This is a genomic window from Streptomyces sp. NPDC043176 (assembly GCF_056436715.1).
In genome coordinates this window covers 12,868-31,795 of the sequence record NZ_JBWKCA010000011.1, presented here as the reverse complement: position 1 = coordinate 31,795, position 18,928 = coordinate 12,868, and the positions used below count along the sequence as shown (strand labels likewise).

16 protein-coding genes are annotated in these 18,928 nt (G+C 72.7%); 4 read left to right on the top strand and 12 right to left on the bottom strand.

Going from position 1 to position 18,928, the window contains the following annotated elements; translation table 11 throughout:
* Positions 1-388: 388 nt before the first annotated feature.
* From AC067A_RS19425 to AC067A_RS19415, 3 genes are all read right to left on the bottom strand, one after another.
* On the bottom strand, positions 389-2,974 hold the full coding sequence (locus AC067A_RS19425) for a bifunctional FO biosynthesis protein CofGH (protein WP_479243704.1): 2,586 nt from the start codon (positions 2,972-2,974) through the stop codon (positions 389-391).
* 109 nt (positions 2,975-3,083) lie between these two features.
* Complete coding sequence (locus AC067A_RS19420) at positions 3,084-3,914, bottom strand: LLM class F420-dependent oxidoreductase (RefSeq protein ID WP_479243703.1); 831 nt, start codon at positions 3,912-3,914, stop codon at positions 3,084-3,086.
* A gap of 152 nt (positions 3,915-4,066) precedes the next feature.
* The gene (locus tag AC067A_RS19415) at positions 4,067-4,726 is read right to left on the bottom strand and encodes a hypothetical protein (RefSeq protein WP_479243702.1); all 660 of its coding nucleotides are present in this window, start codon (positions 4,724-4,726) and stop codon (positions 4,067-4,069) included.
* A gap of 131 nt (positions 4,727-4,857) precedes the next feature.
* On the opposite strand from AC067A_RS19415, the gene AC067A_RS19410 reads away from it, so the two are divergent.
* Positions 4,858-5,718, top strand: coding sequence for a GNAT family N-acetyltransferase (locus AC067A_RS19410; protein WP_479243701.1), 861 nt, complete (start codon positions 4,858-4,860; stop codon positions 5,716-5,718).
* Between the two features lie 143 nt (positions 5,719-5,861).
* Positions 5,862-6,338 (top strand): carboxymuconolactone decarboxylase family protein, encoded by a 477-nt coding sequence (locus AC067A_RS19405; RefSeq protein ID WP_479243700.1) that lies wholly within the window; start codon positions 5,862-5,864, stop codon positions 6,336-6,338.
* Here AC067A_RS19405 and AC067A_RS19400 read toward each other — a convergent pair.
* A complete protein-coding gene (locus AC067A_RS19400) occupies positions 6,298-6,819 on the bottom strand; it encodes a GNAT family N-acetyltransferase (protein WP_479243699.1) in 522 nt (173 codons plus the stop codon). The two genes, AC067A_RS19405 and AC067A_RS19400, sit on opposite strands and share 41 nt — an antisense overlap.
* Before the next feature lie 23 nt (positions 6,820-6,842).
* Between AC067A_RS19400 and AC067A_RS19395 the strand changes: the two genes are divergently transcribed.
* The gene (locus AC067A_RS19395) at positions 6,843-7,301 is read left to right on the top strand and encodes a carboxymuconolactone decarboxylase family protein (protein ID WP_479243698.1); all 459 of its coding nucleotides are present in this window, start codon (positions 6,843-6,845) and stop codon (positions 7,299-7,301) included.
* Positions 7,302-7,349: 48 nt separating this feature from the next.
* Complete coding sequence (locus tag AC067A_RS19390; RefSeq protein WP_479243697.1) at positions 7,350-7,562, top strand: hypothetical protein; 213 nt, start codon at positions 7,350-7,352, stop codon at positions 7,560-7,562.
* Between the two features lie 103 nt (positions 7,563-7,665).
* Here AC067A_RS19390 and AC067A_RS19385 read toward each other — a convergent pair whose 3' ends face one another.
* From AC067A_RS19385 to AC067A_RS19350, 8 genes are all read right to left on the bottom strand, one after another.
* Positions 7,666-9,231, bottom strand: coding sequence for an APC family permease (locus AC067A_RS19385; protein ID WP_479243696.1), 1,566 nt, complete (start codon positions 9,229-9,231; stop codon positions 7,666-7,668).
* A gap of 337 nt (positions 9,232-9,568) precedes the next feature.
* A complete protein-coding gene (locus AC067A_RS19380) occupies positions 9,569-11,023 on the bottom strand; it encodes an aldehyde dehydrogenase family protein (protein WP_479243695.1) in 1,455 nt (484 codons plus the stop codon).
* 56 nt (positions 11,024-11,079) lie between these two features.
* The gene (locus AC067A_RS19375) at positions 11,080-12,807 is read right to left on the bottom strand and encodes an N-acyl-D-amino-acid deacylase family protein (RefSeq protein ID WP_479243694.1); all 1,728 of its coding nucleotides are present in this window, start codon (positions 12,805-12,807) and stop codon (positions 11,080-11,082) included.
* Positions 12,808-12,935: 128 nt separating this feature from the next.
* A complete protein-coding gene (locus AC067A_RS19370; protein WP_479243693.1) occupies positions 12,936-14,060 on the bottom strand; it encodes an LLM class flavin-dependent oxidoreductase in 1,125 nt (374 codons plus the stop codon).
* 113 nt (positions 14,061-14,173) lie between these two features.
* Positions 14,174-14,947 (bottom strand): SDR family NAD(P)-dependent oxidoreductase, encoded by a 774-nt coding sequence (locus tag AC067A_RS19365; RefSeq protein WP_479243692.1) that lies wholly within the window; start codon positions 14,945-14,947, stop codon positions 14,174-14,176.
* An 11-nt stretch (positions 14,948-14,958) separates the two neighbouring features.
* On the bottom strand, positions 14,959-15,876 hold the full coding sequence (locus tag AC067A_RS19360) for an LLM class F420-dependent oxidoreductase (RefSeq protein WP_479243691.1): 918 nt from the start codon (positions 15,874-15,876) through the stop codon (positions 14,959-14,961).
* A gap of 211 nt (positions 15,877-16,087) precedes the next feature.
* On the bottom strand, positions 16,088-17,428 hold the full coding sequence (locus tag AC067A_RS19355; RefSeq protein WP_479243690.1) for a hypothetical protein: 1,341 nt from the start codon (positions 17,426-17,428) through the stop codon (positions 16,088-16,090).
* A 195-nt stretch (positions 17,429-17,623) separates the two neighbouring features.
* Positions 17,624-18,841: an amidohydrolase family protein gene (locus AC067A_RS19350; protein WP_479243689.1), complete on the bottom strand. Its 1,218-nt coding sequence runs from the start codon at positions 18,839-18,841 to the stop codon at positions 17,624-17,626.
* Positions 18,842-18,928 lie beyond the last annotated feature (87 nt).

Genomic DNA, 18,928 nt, shown 5'->3' with positions numbered 1-18,928 from the left:
CGCCCCCCTGTGCCGTCGCCCACCGCCGTGTGGCCCCGCGCCCGCCACCGTGTGGGCCCGTGCCCGCCTGGACTGCCGCCCACCGCCGTGTGCGCCCTCGCCCACCGCTGTGTGGGCAATCGTCCCGCTGGGCGGGACGGGTGGGCACACGGGACGGCGCGCTTGGCGGCGCCTCCGCCCCTCGCGCCTGGACCCGCACCGAGTGGTGCGCCGAGCACGGGGTGCGGGTTCAGGCGCGGAAGCCTGGGCCCGGCAAGGGGCGCCGTCCGTTGTGCCCACCCGTTCCGCCCCAGCGGAACGATTGCCCGCAACGGGGTGGGCGGAGGCGCGGGGTGGGCGCCACCCCAGCGGAACGGTGGCCCGCAATGGGGGTGGGTGGGGCGCGGCCCTAGGGCTGGGGGAGGACGGGGAGGAGGGTGGGGAGGTGGCCGTCGGAGGCGCGGGCGGTGCGGCGGCGTTCGGAGGGGACTTCGCCGTAGAGGGTGGTGCGGGGCTTGGCGGGACGGCCGGCGGCGGAGGCGATGGCCTCCAGGTCGCGGATGGAGCGGTAGGAGCCGTAGCTGGAGCCGGCCATGCGGGAGATGGTCTCCTCCATGAGCGTGCCGCCGAGGTCGTTGGCGCCGGAGCGGAGCATCTCGGCCGCGCCGTCGGTGCCGAGCTTGACCCAGCTGGTCTGGATGTTGGGGATGTGGGGGTGGAGGAGGAGGCGGGCCATCGCGATGACGGCCCGGTTGTCGCGGGTGGTGGGGCCGGGGCGGGCGATGCCGGCGAGGTAGACGGGCGCGTTGGTGTGGATGAAGGGGAGGGTGACGAACTCGGTGAAGCCACCCGTCTCCTGCTGGATGCGGGAGAGCGTGCGGAAGTGGCCGAGCCAGTGCCGGGGCTGGTCGACGTGTCCGTACATCATCGTGGAGGAGGAGCGGATGCCCAGCTCGTGGGCGGTGGTGATGACCTCGATCCAGGTGGCGGTCGGCAGCTTGCCCTTGGTGAGGACCCAACGGACCTCGTCGTCGAGGATCTCGGCGGCGGTGCCGGGGATGGAGTCGAGGCCGGCCTCCTTCGCGGCCGTCAGCCACTCGCGGATGGAGAGGCCGGTGCGGGTGGCGCCGTTGACGACCTCCATCGGGGAGAAGGCGTGGACGTGCATGCCGGGGACGCGCTTCTTCACCGCGCGGGCGATGTCGAAGTAGGCGGTGCCGGGCAGGTCGGGGTGGATGCCGCCCTGCATGCAGACCTCGACGGCGCCGACGTCCCAGGCCTGCTCGGCGCGGTCCGCGACCTGGTCGAGGGAGAGCGTGTAGGCGTCGGCGTCGGTGCGCCGCTGGGCGAAGGCGCAGAAACGGCAGCCGGTGTAGCAGACGTTGGTGAAGTTGATGTTGCGGGTGACGATGTACGTCACGTCGTCGCCGACCGCGGACTTGCGGACGTCGTCCGCGACGCGGGTGAGGGCGTCGAGCGCGGGCCCGTCGGCGTGCAGCAGGGCGAGGGCCTGCGCGTCGGTGAGCTTCGTCGGGTCGTCGGCGGCGACGGCGAGCGCCTCGCGGACGTCGGCGTCGACCCGCTCGGGGACCATGCCGGGCGCGGCGGCCTCGCGCAGCGACTCCCAGTCGCCGTACACCTCGTCGAAGTCGTCGCGCCGGTCGTGCGTGCGGCCGGTGGTGTCGATGGTCCGGTGGAGGTCGGTGCGGCCGGCGGCGGTGAACGCCTCGTCGGGCTCCTGCCAGGGCAGCCCGCGCACGGGGGCGTCGGGGTTCGCGAGGCCGGTCTCGGGGTCGGCGAGGGCCCGCACGTGCGGGAGGAGCCGGGGGTCGAGCCAGGGTTCGCCGCGCGTGACGAACTCGGGGTAGACGCAGAGCCGTTCGCGCAGCTCGAAGCCGGCGTCGGCCGACCGGGCGGCGAGCTCCTCGATCCTCGGCCAGGGGCGCTCGGGGTTGACGTGGTCGATGGTGAGCGGCGAGACGCCGCCCCAGTCGTCGATGCCGGCCGCGATCAGCCGCTCGTACTCGGAGTCGACGAGGTTCGGCGGGGCCTGGAGGCAGGCGGACGGGCCCATGATGAGCCGGGCGACGGCGACGGTGGCCACGAGGTCGTCCAGTTCGGCGTCGGGCATCCCGCGCATCGCCGTGTCCGGCTTGGCGCGGAAGTTCTGGATGATCAGTTCCTGGATCGAGTGGTACGCCCGCGCCACGCGCCGCAGCGCGAACAGGGACTCGGCGCGTTCCTCCGGGGTCTCCCCGATGCCGAGCAGCAGCCCGGAGGTGAAGGGGACGGAGGAGCGGCCGGCGTCCTCGAGGACCCGCAGGCGGACGGCCGGCTCCTTGTCGGGGGACCCGTGGTGGGGGCCGCCCGGCTCCGACCACAGCCGGGTCGCGGTCGTCTCCAGCATCATGCCCATGGACGGGGCGACCGGCTTGAGCCGCTGGAAGTCGGTCCAGGACAGCACGCCCGGGTTGAGGTGGGGCAGCAGCCCGGTCTCCTCCAGGATGCGGATCGCCATGGCGCGTACGTACGCGATGGTGTCGTCGTACCCGTGCGCGTCCAGCCACTCGCGGGCCTCGGGCCACCGGTCCTCGGGCTTGTCGCCCAGCGTGATCAGCGCTTCCTTGCAGCCGAGTTCCGCCCCGCGCCGGGCGATGTCGAGGACCTCGTCCGGCGACATGAACATCCCGTGCCCGTCGCGGCGGAGCTTTCCGGGGACGGTCACGAAGGTGCAGTAGTGGCACTTGTCCCGGCAGAGCCGGGTGAGCGGTATGAACACGCTCTTCGAGTACGTGATGACCCCGGGCCGCCCGGCCGCCTCCAGGCCGGCGTCCCGCACGCGGCCCGCGGACGCCACCAGGTCCGTCAGGTCGTCGCCCCGGGCCCGCAGCAGCACGGCCGCCTCGGTCACGTCGAGCGCGACCCCGTCCCTGGCCCGCTTGAGGGCGCGTCGCATGGCGTTCTCGGTGGGGCGGGCCGCCTGGTGATCAGTCATGAACCGAGCATACGAGCGGGTGGGGCGGCGCACGTTCGAGTCTCCCCAGGAAGGGGTCCGTCCTGGAAGCCGGCCGCCCCGCCGTCCCGTCGGCGGGCGCTCCGCCCCATCAGAGGTACCGCGCGTACGCGTCCAGGGTGCGCAGCACCTCGGCCTCGCCCTCCGGGGGGAGTTGGAGGACGACCTCGTCGCAGCCGAGTTCGGCGTAGTGGTCGAGTTTGCCCGGGTTGGGGAGGACGGCGTACGGGACGAGCTGGAGGGTCTTGGGGTCGCGGCCGGCGCTCTCCCAGGCCTCGCGCAGGACGGGCAGGGACTCCGTCAGGCCGCGGCCTCCGATGGGCATCCAGCCGTCCGCCCCCTCGGCGACGCGGGCGAAGAGCTTGGGGCCGGCCGCGCCGCCCAGGAGGATGCGGGGCGCGCCTCCGGCGGGCTTGGGCCAGGCCTCCGAGGCGCGTACGGAGGCGCCGGACGGGCCCTCGTACGCCGTGGGCTCGGGGGCCCACAGGGCCCTCATCAGGGCCAGCCGGTCGTGGGTGAGGCCCCGGCGGGTGGACCAGTCGACGCCGTGGTCGGCCGCTTCCTCGCGGTTCCAGCCGTAGCCGAGTCCGAGGGTGAAGCGGCCGCCGGAGAGGTGGTCGAGGGTCGCGACCTGTTTGGCGAGGGCGATGGGGTCGTGCTCGGCGAGCAGTGAGACGCCGGTGCCGAGGCCGAGTCGTTCGGTGACGGCGGCGGCCTGGCCGAGCGCCACGTAGGGGTCGAGGAGCCGGCCGTACTCGCGGGGCAGTGCGCCGCCCGCCGGGTAGGGCGTGGCCCGTTCGACCGGGATGTGGGTGTGCTCGGGGAGGTAGAGCCCGGCGAACCCGCGCTCCTCCAGCTCGCGCGCCAGCCGCACCGGATCGATGGTCTCGTCGGTCAGGAAGATCGTGGTCGAGATCCGCATAGCGGCACGGTAGGGGGTCGAGCCTGTATTTCCGAGGGCTACGACACGCCCGCCGGCCAGTCCGTCCGGCCGTCCGGCCAGCTGTCCGGCTGTCCGGCTGTCCGGCGGTCCGGCGGTCCGTCCGTCCTTCAATCTGCCCTTGCGTGAGCGGGTCAGTCGCGGGCCGGGTCCACCGCGCGCCGCTCGGCCGCCAGGTCGCCGTAGCCGCCGTGGGCCCAGACCTTCTCGCGGAAGCGCTGGAGGGTGAGCGGGGAGCGGTCCTCGCCGGGGGCGTCCTGGAAGTGCGCGGTGCCGCAGCGGTGGCAGTACCAGCCGCGCGACCAGAGCTCCTCGGCCTGGTGGCGACGGCGGGTGATGCGGGCGAACGCGGCCTTGCGCCGAGCGACGACCGTGAACACGAGGACGGCGGCGACCAGGGCGAGCGCCGAGATCCAGCCCAGGAACTCGTAGGCGGGCGGGGGTGCGGAGACCGTCTCCTGCGGCACCAGGTGCCAGCCGTCCAGCTCCGGCGGCTCGTGCGCGGGCCCGTCCTCGAACCACTTGCCCGCGAGGGAGCCGCCGAGGAAGGTGCCGCCGGAGACGAACACGGCGAGGAAGCCGAGGCAGCCGATCGCGTACGACGGCGGCGGGGGCACGGGTGCGAGGGCGTCGGAGAGGGCGGTGCTCACCGTCCGCGTCACGGTGCGCATGTCGCCGTCGCTGTTCCGTTCCCGGCTGGTGACCGCGTTCCGGCCCGCGAGGTACACGGCGGGCACGGCCTGCACCAGGTCGTCGCGGCCACAGCCCGGGCAGGTGTTGCTCGTACGGCTCATGACTCCCCCTCTCTCCCCTGTCGTCCTGTCTTCCCCGCCTGCTGTTCGTGACGGGATCATGCCAGGAGTGGTTCCCGGCTGCGGCCCGAAATCCGCCTGCGGATCGCCGCGCGGCCCCCTACCGTGTCCGGGTGCTGAAGCGAATCGAGTCGTACTACGACGCCGTCACCCGTCCCTCCGCGCGCGCCGAGGACTTCGGCCCGCTGACCCTCTTCGTCCAGGCGGGGAACGGCTGGCCCTACTACGCCCGCCCGACGCTCGGGCACGAGGGCGAGGTGGCCGTCGAGGCGGTGGAGGCGGTACGGGCCCGGCAGCGGGAGCTCGGGGTGCCGGAGGCGTTCGAGTGGGTGGCGGAGACGACGCCGGGACTGCGGGCGGCCGTGGAGGCGAGCGGGCTCACCGTGCACGAGCACCCGCTGATGGTGCTGGAGGGCGACGGGCTCGACGTGCCGGTCCCGCCGGGGGTCACCGTGCGGATGGTCGGCGCGGACGACACCGCCCTGGGGACGGCCGTCGCCGCCCCCTTCGCGGCCTTCGGCATGCCGCCGATGGCCGGCGCCGCAGACCGGGTCGCCGAGCGGATCACGGGCGGGCTGACCCGGCTCGCCGCGGCCCTCGACGACACCGGAAGGGCCCTGTCGGCCGGGCAGCACCAGCCCGTCGGCGCGGTCTCCGAGGTCGTCGGCGTCGGCACCGTTCCGGCGGCGCAGCGGCGCGGTCTCGGCCTCGCGGTCACCGCCGCCCTGGTCGCGGACGCCCGGGCCGGGGGCGCCGAGCTCGTGTTCCTGACGGCGTCGGACGCCGACGTGGCCCGGCTCTACGGCCGGCTGGGCTTCCGCACGATCGCCACCGCCCTCATCGCGGAGGCGGAGGAGGCCGGAGGGTCCGAGGAGACCGCGCAGGCCGGGGAGGAAGCCGCGCAGGCCGGGGAGGCGGAGGGTGCCGAGGAGGCCGCGCAGGCCGGGGAGGTCCAGAAAACCGTAGCGACCTGAGTGGTGTCATCGCAGGTCAGAGGCGCGTGACAGGTTCCCGGAAAATTTCTTCGGAAAAAGGTCCCGGAAGCTGTCACATCCTCGCCGAGCGCTCCGTCAGTGCAGTGAAAGCGACGAACGAGAGACGCTGAGGAGCGATCACCATGGCGCTGCACGAGCCCAAGGCCCGCATGACGAACCCCGCCTACGTCCTGTCCGACGCGGGCCCGGCGATCCAGACCCTGCTGAAGGCCACCCGGCAGGGCGGTGTCGAGGAATCCGTCCTGGAGCTCGTGCACCTTCGCGCCAGCCAGATCAACAACTGCGGCTTCTGTGTCGACTTCGGTGCGAAGAGCGCCAAGAAGAACGGTGTGAGCGACGACAAGCTGTTCGCGCTCGCCGCCTGGCGCGAGGCTCCGTACTTCTCCGACGAGGAGCGCGCGGCCCTCGCGCTCACCGAGGCGGCGACCCGGCTCGCCGACGCCACTGACGCCGTGCCGGACGAGGTGTGGGACGCCGCCGCCGATCACTTCGACGAGAAGCAGCTCTCCGCGATCGTGCTGATGGTGGGCGTCACCAACCTGTTCAACCGGCTCAACGTCACCGTCCGGCAGCCGGCAGGCGTGTTCCCGCAGCCGTAGCGGCGGGGGCGGTGGCCGGCTCACGCACCATCCACACGTCGAACGGGGTCTCCGCCTCGACGGTGAAGCCCTCCCTCTCGTAGAGGCGGATGGCGGCGCTGCCCCGCAGGGACTGGAGGCGGACGGGGACCCCCTCCGCGTCCGTCCGGTCCAGCAGCTCGCGCAGCACCGCCGTCCCGACGCCCCGGCCCTGCGTCTCGGGGGCGAGGTAGAAGTGCTCCAGCCAGAAGCCTTCGCCGTCGCCGTGCCCGAGGCCTTCGCCGTCGCCGTTCGGGACCAGGGCCACGCAGCCCGCGAAGGCGCCGTCCACCTCGATCACCCGGGTGTGCTCGGGCCGGTAGCGCCGCCGCAGTCGGCCGCGCACCTGCTGCTCGTCGTAGACGCCGAGCCTGACCAGGTCGTCCCGCATCACCACCGCTCTCAACTCGGCAACGGCCTCCACTTCATCGGCCCGTGCCGGGCGCATCGACCACTTGATCATGTACGCATCCTAAGGAGCCCGCCATGACCGCTCGTATCCCGAACCCCGCCGTCGTCCTGCCCGACCTCGGTCCCGCGATCTTCCAGATGATCAAGGCCGTCCAGGCGGGCAGCGACGTTCCCGCGAGCACCCTGGACCTGATCCACCTGCGCGCCAGCCAGATCAACAACTGCGGGTTCTGCGTGGTGGGCGGGGCGCAGAAGGCGCAGAAGGACGGCGAGACCGACGAGCGGCTGCACGCGGTGGCGGCGTGGCGGGAGACCCCGTACTTCACGGACGCGGAGCGGGCGGCCCTGGCTCTCGCCGAGCACGCGACGCGGCTCGCGGACCGTCCGGACGCGGTGCCGGACGCGGTGTGGGACGAGGCCGCGCGTCACTACAACGAGCAGCAGCTCGCGCAGATCGTGGCGTGGCTCGGGGTCACGAACCTCTTCAACCGGTTCAACGCGACGACCCGGCAGCCGGCCGGCCAGTCCTGGTAGTCACCGCGCGACAGTAACCGGATCCGGGGCGTCCGCGTTGGTGCGGTCATGAAGAGGATCCTCACCGCAGCCGCCCTGTCCTGTCTCGCCGCGGCCGGCGCCGTCTCCGCCGCCGGTACCGCCGCCGCCGACACCGGCGGCATGAACCTGCCGTCCGTCGTGCCGCTCAGCGGCGTCCTGACCCCCAAGGCGAAGCCGGCCGGCACCCCCGACCTGCCGCCCGCGAACGCGGCGGTGGAGCGGCTGCTTCCCGGCCACTGAGCGGCGGCGCACGGCGGAGAACGCGAAGACGAAGGCGACGGGACCCCCCACGGGCCCGCCGCCTTCGCGTGTGCGGTGACTCAGGTTCTCCGGGGGCCGCGGGTCAGTCGGCGACGACCAGGGAGGGGGTCTCCTTCGTCAGGATCTCGCCGCGGAAGAAGGCCGGGCTCCTGCGCTGCATGACCAGCATGACGACGACGCCGAGGAGGAGCAGGCCGACGCCGATCACGAAGACCGAGCCGACGCCGAGGACGGCGGAGCCGGAGCCGTAGGCCGGGTCCCACATGTCGTACAGGGTCTTGGCGAAGACGGCGGTCAGCATGAGGCCGCCGAGGGCCGGCAGGAGGCCCTTGAAGGCGAGGTCGCGGGCCGAGCGGAAGAGCTCGCCGCGGAAGTACCAGACGCAGGCGAAGGCCGTCAGCGCGTAGTAGAAGCAGATCATCAGGCCGAGCGCGTAGATGGTGTCGACCAGGACGTGCTCGCTGACCAGGGTCATCACGGTGTAGAAGACGCCGGTGGCGACGCCCGCGACGACGGTGGCCTTGCCGGGGGTCTTGAAGACCGGGTGGACCTTGGTGAAGGACTTCGGCAGCGCCTCGTAGGTGGACATCGCGAGGACCGTGCGGGCGACCGGGATGAAGGTCGTCTGGAGGCTCGCGGCCGCCGAGGCGAGGACGGCGACGAAGAGCAGGATGCCGAGCGTGGGGCCCATGACGGGGCCTGCGAGGGCGGCGAAGACGTTGTCGGAGGTCTCCGGGTTGGCGAGGCCGAGGCCCTGGTCGCCGGAGCCGACGACCATCTGGGCGGCGATGCCGGTGGCGAGGTACGAGCCGACCAGCACGACCATCGCGATGAGCGCGGCACGGCCGGGGGTCTTCGCGCTGCCGGTGGTCTCCTCGTTGGTCGCCATGCAGGCGTCCCAGCCCCAGTACATGAAGATCGAGAGCGAGAGTCCGGCGGTGAAGGCCGCGAAGGACTGCACCGCGAAGGGGTTCATCCAGGACCAGGAGAAGTCGACGGAGGTCTCGAAGGAGCCGGCCTTGGACACGGCCATCGCCACGAAGACGGCGAGGACGACGAGCTGGAGGCCGACGAGGGTGTACTGGAGGCCCTTGGTGGCGGTCATGCCGCGGTAGCTGATCGCGGTGGCGACGGCGATGAGCGTCAGGCAGGTGACGATGTGGACGGCCTTGTTGTCGTCCAGGGCGGCGATGGCCTCGCTGCCGGTGATCTCGCCCGCCAGGAGCCAGAAGTAGGAGGTGGCGACGCCGGCCAGGTTGGACAGCACGATGATCGTCGCGATGACCAGGCCCCAGCCGCACATCCAGCCGATCTTGGGCCCGAAGGCCTTCACGGTCCAGGTGAACGAGGTGCCGCAGTCGGGCATGACCTTGTTGAGCTCCCGGTACGCGAAGGCGACGAGGAGCATCGGGAGGAAGCCCGCGAGGAAGACGGCGGGCATCTGCAGACCGACCTCGCCGGCCGTGGAGCCGAGGGTCGAGGTCAGGCAGTAGACGGGAGCGACGGTCGAGATGCCGATGACGGCGCTGCCGAGGAGGCCGACGGAGTTTCCGCCGAGGCCCTTGGTGCGCACACCGGGGGTGCCGCTCGGGGCGTCGACGTCCCTTACCGTGTCTCCGGCCTGGGGCCGGGCTTCCACCTGAGTCATGAACTCGACGTTAAATGCTGCGGTTTCCACATCCGGAGGATCAGAGTCCGCTCACTTGATCGATCATCGCCTTGCATTGAACGGGTCGAAGCGGTCACTCGCCAATGATTGAAAGATCGACGACCTCGCCGGACCGACCAACCGGTAGGTCCGGCGACGAGTGTCCGATATGCGGGAACCGCAGCGGTACCCCAAATGTCTGTTTCTAAATTTTCCCGAAGAATTTTCGGGAGCGCCCCCGGGCCGGCCGTCTCCCGTCCCCGGACCGGCCGTCTCCCGCCCTCGGACCGGCCGTCTTCGGCCTCCGGCCCGGCCGCCCCCGGCCCCCGACCGGTGATCACCCCGGCCAGACGACCGCCTGCAGCTCGCTGTAGGCGTGCAGCGCGTACGAGCCCACGTCCCGGCCGACACCGCTCTTCTTGAACCCGCCGAACGGCGCCTCCATGTTCCGCCCGATGGTGTTCACGCCCACGCCTCCGGCCCGCAGCCGGGCCGCGACGCGGAAGGCGCGGGCGACGTCGCCGGACCACACGTAGTCGATCAGTCCGTAGTCGCTGTCGTTGGCGAGCGCGATCCCCTCCTCCTCGTCGTCGAAGGGCACGACCACGACGACCGGGCCGAAGATCTCCTCCCGCACCACCCGCATCTCGGGGGTGCAGTCGACGAGCAGCGTCGGGGCCACGTAGAAGCCCTTCGCGAAGTCCGGGCGCTCTCCGCCCGCGACGACCCGCGCCCCTTCCTTCCTGCCCAGCTCGACGTACGCCTCCACCCGGCCGCGGTGCGCCGCCGAGATCACCGGGCCGACGACCGTCCCCTTCTCCGCCGGGTCCCCCACCTTCATGAAGGCGAGGTACCCGGTCAGCTTCTCGATCAGCCGGTCGTGGATCCCGCGCTGGGCCAGCACCCGTGTCGGGGCCGTGCAGATCTGCCCGCTGTAGAAGGCGAACGTCGTGCCGATGCCCATCACGGCCGAGTCCAGGTCGGCGTCGTCGAAGACGAGCGCGGCGCCCTTCCCGCCCAGCTCCATCAGCTGCCGCTTCAGCGAACGGCCGCAGACCCCGCCGATCGCCTGTCCGACGGCCGTGGAGCCGGTGAAGGAGACCATGTCGACGTCCGGGGAGTCGACGGCGGCCTCGCCGACCGCCTGCGCCGAGCCGGTGACGACGTTCACGACCCCCGCCGGGACCCCGGCCTCCTCCAGGGCGCGGGTCATCGCGTACACGGAGAGCGGGTCCTGCGGGGCCGGCTTCACCACGACCGTGTTGCCCATGGCGAGCGCCGGGGCGATCTTGCCGGCCGGGTTGGCCCACGGGTTGTTGTACGAGGTGATGCAGGTGACGACGCCGACCGGGCGCCGCACCGCGACCGCGCCGAACACCCCGGCCCTCCCCATCGGCCCGGCCTCGTTGATCTGCGGGGGCAGCGCCTGCTCGACCGGCTCCATGGCGCCCCGCGCGTACCGCCGGAAGCGGGACGCCCCCACCGCGACCTGCATGCCGCGGGCGGTGCCGGTGGTGGCCCCGGTCTCGGCGCGCGCGAGGAGCGTGTTCGCGTCGGCGTCCCTGGCCATGAGGTCCGCGGCCCGGTCGAGGATCGCGGCCCGCTCCTCCGGCTTCGTGCGGGACCAGGAGGCGAAGGCCTCGCGGGCCGCGGCGGCGGCCTCGTACACCTGCCGGCGGCTCGCCTCCGGCGCGAGGCCGACGACCTCCTCCGATGCCGGGTCGATCACCTCGTAGTGGCCGCCGTCGGGCTCGACCCACTCCCCGCCGACGAAGAGCTTCTCGGTCCTCACGCCCCCGTTCCCCGCGCCGCCGTTCCCCGCGCCGCCGGTCCCCACGCCCTCGGTCCTCACCTGGTGCTCACCGTCCTCGTGTCACGGCCGGAGCGCAGCACCCTGCCCGGGACCGCGCCGGTCACCTCGTCGTCCCGCACCGTCTCCACGCCGTTGACCCGCACCGACACGATCCCGACCGCGCGCGAGTCGAGCCGGGGGCTGTCCCCCGGCAGGTCGTGCACGAGGGTCGCCGGGCCCGCGTCGATCCGCTCCGGGTCGAAGAGGACGAGGTCGGCGTGGAAGCCCTCCGCTATGCGGCCCCGCTCGCGCAGGCCGAACAGCCGCGCCGGGTCGTCGCTGAGCATCTTCACCGCGCGCTCCAGCGGGACCAGCTTCCGGCCGCGCAGACAGTCCCCGAGGAAGCGGGTCGTGTACGGCGCTCCGCACATCCGGTCCAGGTGCGCGCCGGCGTCCGAGCCGCCGAGCATGACGTCCTCGTGTTCCCAGGTCTCCCGGCGCAGCGCCCAGGACGCCGGGTCGTTGTCACCGGGCATCGGCCACAGGACGGTCCTGAGGTCGTCGTTGGCGCAGATCTCGACGAGGCACTGGAACGGGTCCTGGCCGCGCTCGGCGGCGATGTCCCGCACGACCCGGCCGGTGAGGCCCTCGTTCTCCCGGCTGTAGGTGTCGCCGATGACGTACCGGCCGAAGTTCGCGAGCCGCCGGAACACGCCCGCCTCCTTGGAGTCGGCGCGCAGCAGCATCCCGGCCCGTACCCCGGGGTCGCGGAGCCTGGCGATCCGCTCGGGGACCGGGAGGGCGAGGACCTCGCCCCAGCCGGGGATGAGGTTGAGGGCGCAGAAGGTGCCGAGGGACATGTTCATGGGCGTGAGGATCGGCATGGTGAGCGCCACGATCCGGCCGCCGGACTTCCGGGCCCGCTCGGACGCCGTCAGCTGGCGCGGGACGCGTTCGGGGACGGCGGCGTCGATGGTGAGCACGTTCCAGTTGAGGGGGCGCCCGGCGGCGGCGGTCATCTCCACGAACAGGTCGATCTCGTCGTCGGAGAACTGGTCGAGGCAGCCCGCGAGGATCGCCTCCAGCTGCGTGCCCTCGTGCTCGCCGACGGCCCTCGACAGGGCGATGAGCTCCGCGGGCGTGGCGTGCCGGGAGGCGACCGGGGCGCCGTCGCCGTCCGAGTGGGTCGAGGACTGGGTGGTGGACAGCCCCCACGCGCCCGCCTCCATGGCCTCCTTGAGCAGCGCGACCATCCGGTCCAGCTGGTCGGGCGTGGGCTGCCCGCCGACCGCGTCCGCGCCCATCACGTACCGGCGCAGGGCGCAGTGGCCGACCATGAAGCCCGCGTTGACGGCGATCCGCCCCTCCAGGGCGTCGAGGTACTGGGCGAAGGAGGACCAGCTCCAGTCGACGCCGTCCTCCAGCGCCTTCAGGGCCATCCCCTCGACCTTCGACATCATCCGGCGGGTGTAGTCCGCGTCCTCGGGCCGGTCCGGGTGCAGCGGCGCCAGGGTGAAGCCGCAGTTCCCGCCGGCCACCGTGGTCACGCCGTGGTTCATCGACGGCGTGGCGTACGGGTCCCAGAACAGCTGGGCGTCGTAGTGGGTGTGCGGGTCGACGAACCCGGGCGCGAGCACGAGGCCGGTGGCGTCCTCGGTGGTGCGGGCGGTGGCGCCGGGCCCGGGGAGGACGATCCGCCCGTCGCGTATGCCGACGTCGGCCACGTGGCCGGGGGCGCCGGTGCCGTCCACGACGGTGGCGCCCGTGATGAGGTGGTCGAGCATGACGGTCCCTTTCTGTCCGTGGACGCGGGTGTGCCCCGGACCGGGGCCGCCGCGGAACGGCCTCCGGCCGGGGCCGGCGCGGGGCGGCGGTCCGGGAAGACACCGCCCCGCGCTGTCGGTGCGCCTCGTCAGGAGCCCGCGGCCTGGCGGAAGCGGGTGGTGCGGTGGACGGGGTCGGTGTCGATCTTGGGGATGACGTGCTCGCCGATGAGCCTGATGGAGTTCATCGTGTCCTCGTAGGAGATCCCGATGGGGAGCCCGAAGGAGAGCTGGTCGGCGCCGGCCTGCTCCCAGCGCTTGCACTGGGCGAGGACCTCGGAGGGGTCTCCGCAGATCATCAGCTCCTCCTGGATGAGGAGTTCGATGATCTCGGCGGAGTACTCGGGGAGCAGCTCGGGCCACTCGGGGATGCCCTCGGGCCGGGGGAAGGTGTCGTGGTAGCGGAAGAGCAGCGACTGGAGGTAGTTGAGGCCGCCGCCGACGGCGATCTCGACGGCCTTGTCGTGGGTCTCGGCGCAGATGGCCGTCGAGGTGACCATGACGTTGTCGTTGACGAAGTCGCCGATCGCCTTGGCCTCCTTGACGGCCGTCTTGTACGACTCGACGACCCACTCCATGTCGGAGACCTTCTGCACGCTGAAGCCGAGGACGCCGAGGCCCTTCCTGCCGGCCATGGCGTACGAGGAGGGGGACCCGGCGGCGTACCACATGGCGGGGTGCGACTTCCCGTACGGCTTGGGGAGGACCTTGCGGGGCGGCAGCGACCAGTGCTTGCCCTGGAAGCCCACGTACTCGTCCTGGAGCCACATCTTGGGGAACTCGGCGATGGTCTCCTCCCACAGCTCCTTGGTGTGGTTCATGTCGGTGATGCCCGGCATGAACCCGAGGATCTCGTGGGAGCCCGCGCCGCGGCCGGAGCCGAACTCGAAGCGTCCGCCGGAGAGGTGGTCGAGCATGGCGACCTTCTCGGCGACCTTCACCGGGTGGTTGACCGGGGCGAGGGGGTTGAAGATGCCGGAGCCGAGGTGGATGCGCTCGGTGGCGTGGGCGAGGTAGCCGAGGTAGACGTCGTTGGCGGAGAGGTGGGAGTACTCCTCCAGGAAGTGGTGCTCTGAGGCCCAGGCGTACTTGAACCCGGACTTGTCCGCCTGGATGACGTACTCGGTCTCCTCCATGAGGGCCTTGTGCTCGGCTTCGGGATCGGTCTCGGCGCGCTTGCCGACGTATCCCTGTACGAAGATCCCGAATTCCAAGGGGGTTCACCGTCCTCTTGTTTCTGACGAACCGTCAGATCTCTGATGTGCCCGACTGTCGCACCGCCGGGCGAGCGCGGTCAATACCCGAAGGGCCACTACCTGATGGACCGTCAGATGACTTGTCGGAACAGGCTCACGCCGGCCAGCCAGCCGCCGTCGATCACGAACGGCTGACCGGTGATGTACGCCGACTCCTCACCGGTCAGGAACAGCGCCAGGGCCGCGACCTCGTCCGGACGCCCGATCCGCCCGAGCGGCACGAGCTTGCGGTACAGCTCGGCCGTGGCCGCCGGGTCCACGCCCTCCGGGTTGCTCATCGGGGTGTCGATCGCCCCCGGGCAGACCGCGTTCACCCGGATCCCCTTGGCGGCCAGCTCCAGGGCCGCGACCCGGGTGAGCCCCAGGACGGCGTGCTTGGAGGCCGCGTACGCGCCGACCCCGGCCATGCCGGTGAGCCCCGTGTACGAGGCGGTGTTGACGATGGTCCCGCCGCCGGCCGCCGCGATCTCCGGCGCGACCGTGCGGATGCCGAGGAAGCAGCCGGTCTGGTTGACCGACACGATCGCCTGGAACTCCTCCAGGGGCGTGGAGAGCAGCTCGTTGAAGCGGAGGATGCCGGCGTTGTTCACGAGCCCGTCGATCTTCCCGAACCGTTCCCGGGCGACGGCCACCGCCGCCGCCCACTCCGCCTCGCTGGTCACGTCCAGGTGGACGAAGGCCGCCCGCTCCTCCCCCAGTTCCTTGGCCAGTGCCTCGCCGGGGCCGTCCAGGACGTCCCCGAGGACGACCTTCGCCCCCTCGGCGGCGAACAGCCGCGCCTCCTGCTCGCCCTGCCCGCGCGCCGCGCCGGTGACGAGGACGACCCGCCCGTCGAGCTTGCCCATGCCCGTACCCCTTACAGGTGTGGTGCGACCTCCGTGCCGAAGGCCGCCATCTGGTCGATGAGTTCGCCGCGGCTCCGGGACCGGAACCGCACCTGGATCTGGTGCACGCCCATCTCCCCGTACGCCCGCAGGGAGGCGGCGAGCTCCTCCGGCCGGCCGCTCAGGGTGCGCCGGCCGACCTCCCAGCCGGGGGCGCCGACGTAGAGCGGCTCGGTGATCGCGCCGACGGTGACCGGCTCCGCGATCCCGGCCTCCGCGCGGATCCGCAGCAGCCGCTGGATCTGCGCGGCGAGCTTCTCCCGCGGGTCGCCCTGCGGCAGCCACCCGTCCCCCTTGAGCGCCGCCCTGCGCACGGCGGCCGGCGAGGAGCCGCCCACCCAGAGCGGCACCCTCTGCTGCGCGGGCCGGGGCAGCTGCCCGAGGTCCTTGAAGGCGAACCGCTCCCCCAGGTGCTCGGGGTACTCCTCCGGCCCGAGCGCCGCCCGCAGCGCGTCGAGGGTCTCGTCGAGCACCGCCCCCCGGCGCGCGAAGTCCACCCCGAGCGCCTCGAACTCCTCCTGTACGTGCCCGGCGCCCACCCCCAGGACCAGCCGGCCGCCGGAGAGGTGGTCGACCGTCGCGTACGCCTTGGCCGTCACGAGCGGGTGGCGCAGCCCGACGACGGCCACGTGCGCGAGGAGCCGGACCCGCTCGGTGGCGGCGGCGAGGAAGGAGAGCGTGGCCACCGGGTCGTACCAGACGGTGCTCATCGCCCCGGCGAGCCGCCGGGGGATGGCGACGTGGTCGCAGCTCGCGAGGTAGTCGAACCCGTGGGCCTCGGCGGCCCGCGCGACGGCCAGGAGGTCCGCCGGGCCGGCGCCCGCCTCCCAGGGCTCGGCGTAGATCACGCTCTGCGACTGGACCGGCAGCTGCATCCCGTAGATCACCACGGAAACCCCCTTGAGCCCGGGCACACGGCCCCGATCTGACGGATCGTCAATTAAACGAGCAGGGCCCATGCTCGTACCTGACGATCCATCAGGCAAGGGGTGGGGAGGTGCCGGGAACACGACGACGCCCCCGCCCGGGCAGCGGGGAGCTGCCCGGACGGGGGCGGATCTTCGTCCTCGCTCTCCGGTGCGCCGGGAGCGCCGGGCGCCGTCAGGCGCCGTCCGTCGCGCCGGACGCCTTCGCGTGGCGCACCAGGGCCGAGGCGGCCAGGCAGACGATGCCCACCGCACTCAGGAGCGCCAGCGCCTTCGCCCAGGCGAACGTGGTGCCGAGGCTGTCGCCCAGCAGTTCGACGGTGCGCGCGCCCGCGACTCCGTGGACCGCGATGACGAAGACGGCGGCACCCGCGGCGGCGGCCCAGGCGATCAGGGTGTCCCTGACCGCGAGCCACACCGCGCACGCCAGGCAGAGCACCGTGACGACCACGGAGAACACCTGCGCGTCGCCGCCCGAGCGCAGGCCCGCGAGATCGGTCGGCAGATGGAACAGGCCGCAGGCGAACAGCGCGAGCGCGGCGGGCCAGCGCAGCACCGACCTCAGCGCCGGAGTGGCGAGATGGCTGCCGGGGCCCGCCGCCAGCGCGCCGTCCAGGGGGGACTTCCGCCCCTCGGCGGCGCCCCGGCCGCGCTTCCTCGGGGCGGCCGCGGCGGTCACGGCCGGGGCGGCCGCCCCACCGACGCGCGCGGGGCCCTGCTTCCCGGGTGCGGCGTTCGGCTTCGCCCCGGTGTCCCCGCCCGCGGTGGACCGCCGGTCGCCGCCGTCGGCGCCGAGGATGCCGACGAGCCGGACCACGTCCTCGACCGGCCGGCCCACCGCCGCGGCACGCAGGGCGGTCTCGGCCTCGTGGAGGTCGTATCCGGACGCGTTCAGCAGCGCGAGCAGTTGGCGCACCTCGTCCAGCGGACGGGTGACGGCCGCCGCGCGGAGCGCCACGTCGGCGGGGCTGGTGAGCTCGCCGGTCTCCTGGAGGCGGGCCACCAGGGCGGCGACCTCCTCCACCGGCCGCTCGGTCGCCGCGGTCCGCAGGAGCGTGTGGACCGCTTCGTCGCCGAACTCCTCGTGGGCCGACGTCTCGTCGTCGGGCCTGGGCTGCGGGGCCTCCGGGACCTGCGAGACCTCCGGGGCCTCCGGGGCCTGCGAGGCCTCCGGGACCTCCGGGGCAGTGGCCCCGGGGGCCTCGGACCCGCTTCCGGCGGCCTGCGTCCTCGGGGTGGAAGGCGACCCGGTCACGGGCGGAGCCGCCGCCGCGACGGGGGACGTCGGTACGGCGGAGGACGCCGGTGCAACGGAGGACGCCGTCCCGGCCGGGGGCTTCAGCTCCGCCGGGGACGCCGTCGGCCGGTCGGGGAGGGGAGGCGCGTCGAGCGTCGGGGGCGAGGAGACGACCGGCTCGCGGGACGGACCCGGGCGGGGCTCCGCGGTCGGTTCTATGCCGTCGGGTTCCATGTCGTCGTCCGCGGGACGAAGGTGCGGGAGGGGGTGGGGGGTCATGTCACAGGCTCCGTTCGTGGACACCCCGGGGGGGCGCCCACTGGCTTTCTCGTGATGTGCAAGAAGCGCACACTTGATTACCATTTGCGCGCACTCGATCACCCTCCGCCATCAGGGAAGCCTCCCGCTGGGCCATCCGGGTGACAGAACGGCCGGGCTCCCCCTCGAAGGGGAAGCCCGGCCGCGGTCGCGGGGCTAGGGCCGCCAGAGACCCTCCGGCGTCAGGCCGAGCAGGTCGATCGCGTTGCCGCGCACGATCCGCTCGACGACGTCCGGGGCCAGGTGCCCCATCTGGGCCTCGCCGACCTCCCGGGACTTGGGCCAGGTGGAGTCGGAGTGCGGGTAGTCGGTCTCGTAGAGGACGTTCCCGGCCCCGATGGCGTCCAGGTTGCGCAGCCCGAACGCGTCGTCGAAGAAGCAGCCGAAGACATGGCCCGCGAACAGCTCCGACGGCGGGCGCAGCACCTTCTCGGCGACGCCGCCCCAGCCCCGGTTCTCCTCCCAGACGACGTCCGCGCGCTCCAGGATGTACGGGATCCACCCGATCTGCCCCTCCGCGTACATGATCCGGAGGTGGGGGAAGCGCTCGAACTTGCCGCTCATCAGCCAGTCGACCATCGAGAAGCAGCAGTTCGCGAAGGTGATCGTGGAGCCCACCGCCGGCGGGGCGTCCGCCGAGGTGGACGGCATCCGGCTCGACGAGCCGATGTGCATGGCGATGACCGTGCCCGTCTCGTCGCACGCCCGGAAGAAGGGGTCCCAGTGGTCCGTGTGGACCGAGGGCAGCCCGAGGTGCGGCGGGATCTCCGAGAAGGCGACGGCCCGCACGCCCCGCGCCGCGTTGCGCCGCACCTCGGCCGCGGCGAGCTCCGGGTCCCAGAGCGGGATGAGCGTGAGCGGGATGAGCCGGCCGTGCGCCTCGGGACCGCACCACTCCTCGACCATCCAGTCGTTGTAGGCCCGGACGCAGAGCAGCCCGAGCTCCCGGTCGCCCGCCTCGGTGAACGTCTGCCCGCAGAAGCGGGGGAAGGTCGGGAAGCACAGCGCGGACTGGACGTGGTTGACGTCCATGTCGGCGAGCCGGTCCGGCACGGAGTGGGACCCGGGCCGCATCTGCTCGTAGGTGATGACTTCGAGCCGTATCTCGTCGCGGTCGTAGCCGACGGCGGTGTCGAGCCGCGTCAGGGGCCGGTGCAGGTCCTCGTACACCCACCAGTCGCCGATCGGCCCGTCGTCACCCTTCGCCCCCATGACCGGGGCGAACTTCCCGCCGAGGAACGTCATTTCCTTCAGCGGGGCGCGGACGATCCGGGGTCCGGTGTCGTGGTACCGCGACGGGAGCCGGTCCCGCCAGACGTGCGGGGGCTCCACGGTGTGGTCGTCCACCGAGATGATCTTCGGGAAGGTCTCCATGGCTCTCACGGTAGCGTCGATCTGACGACCCGTCAGCTCCTGGGACCCAGAACGGTCACACGACGGCCACACGATCCCCGCACCACG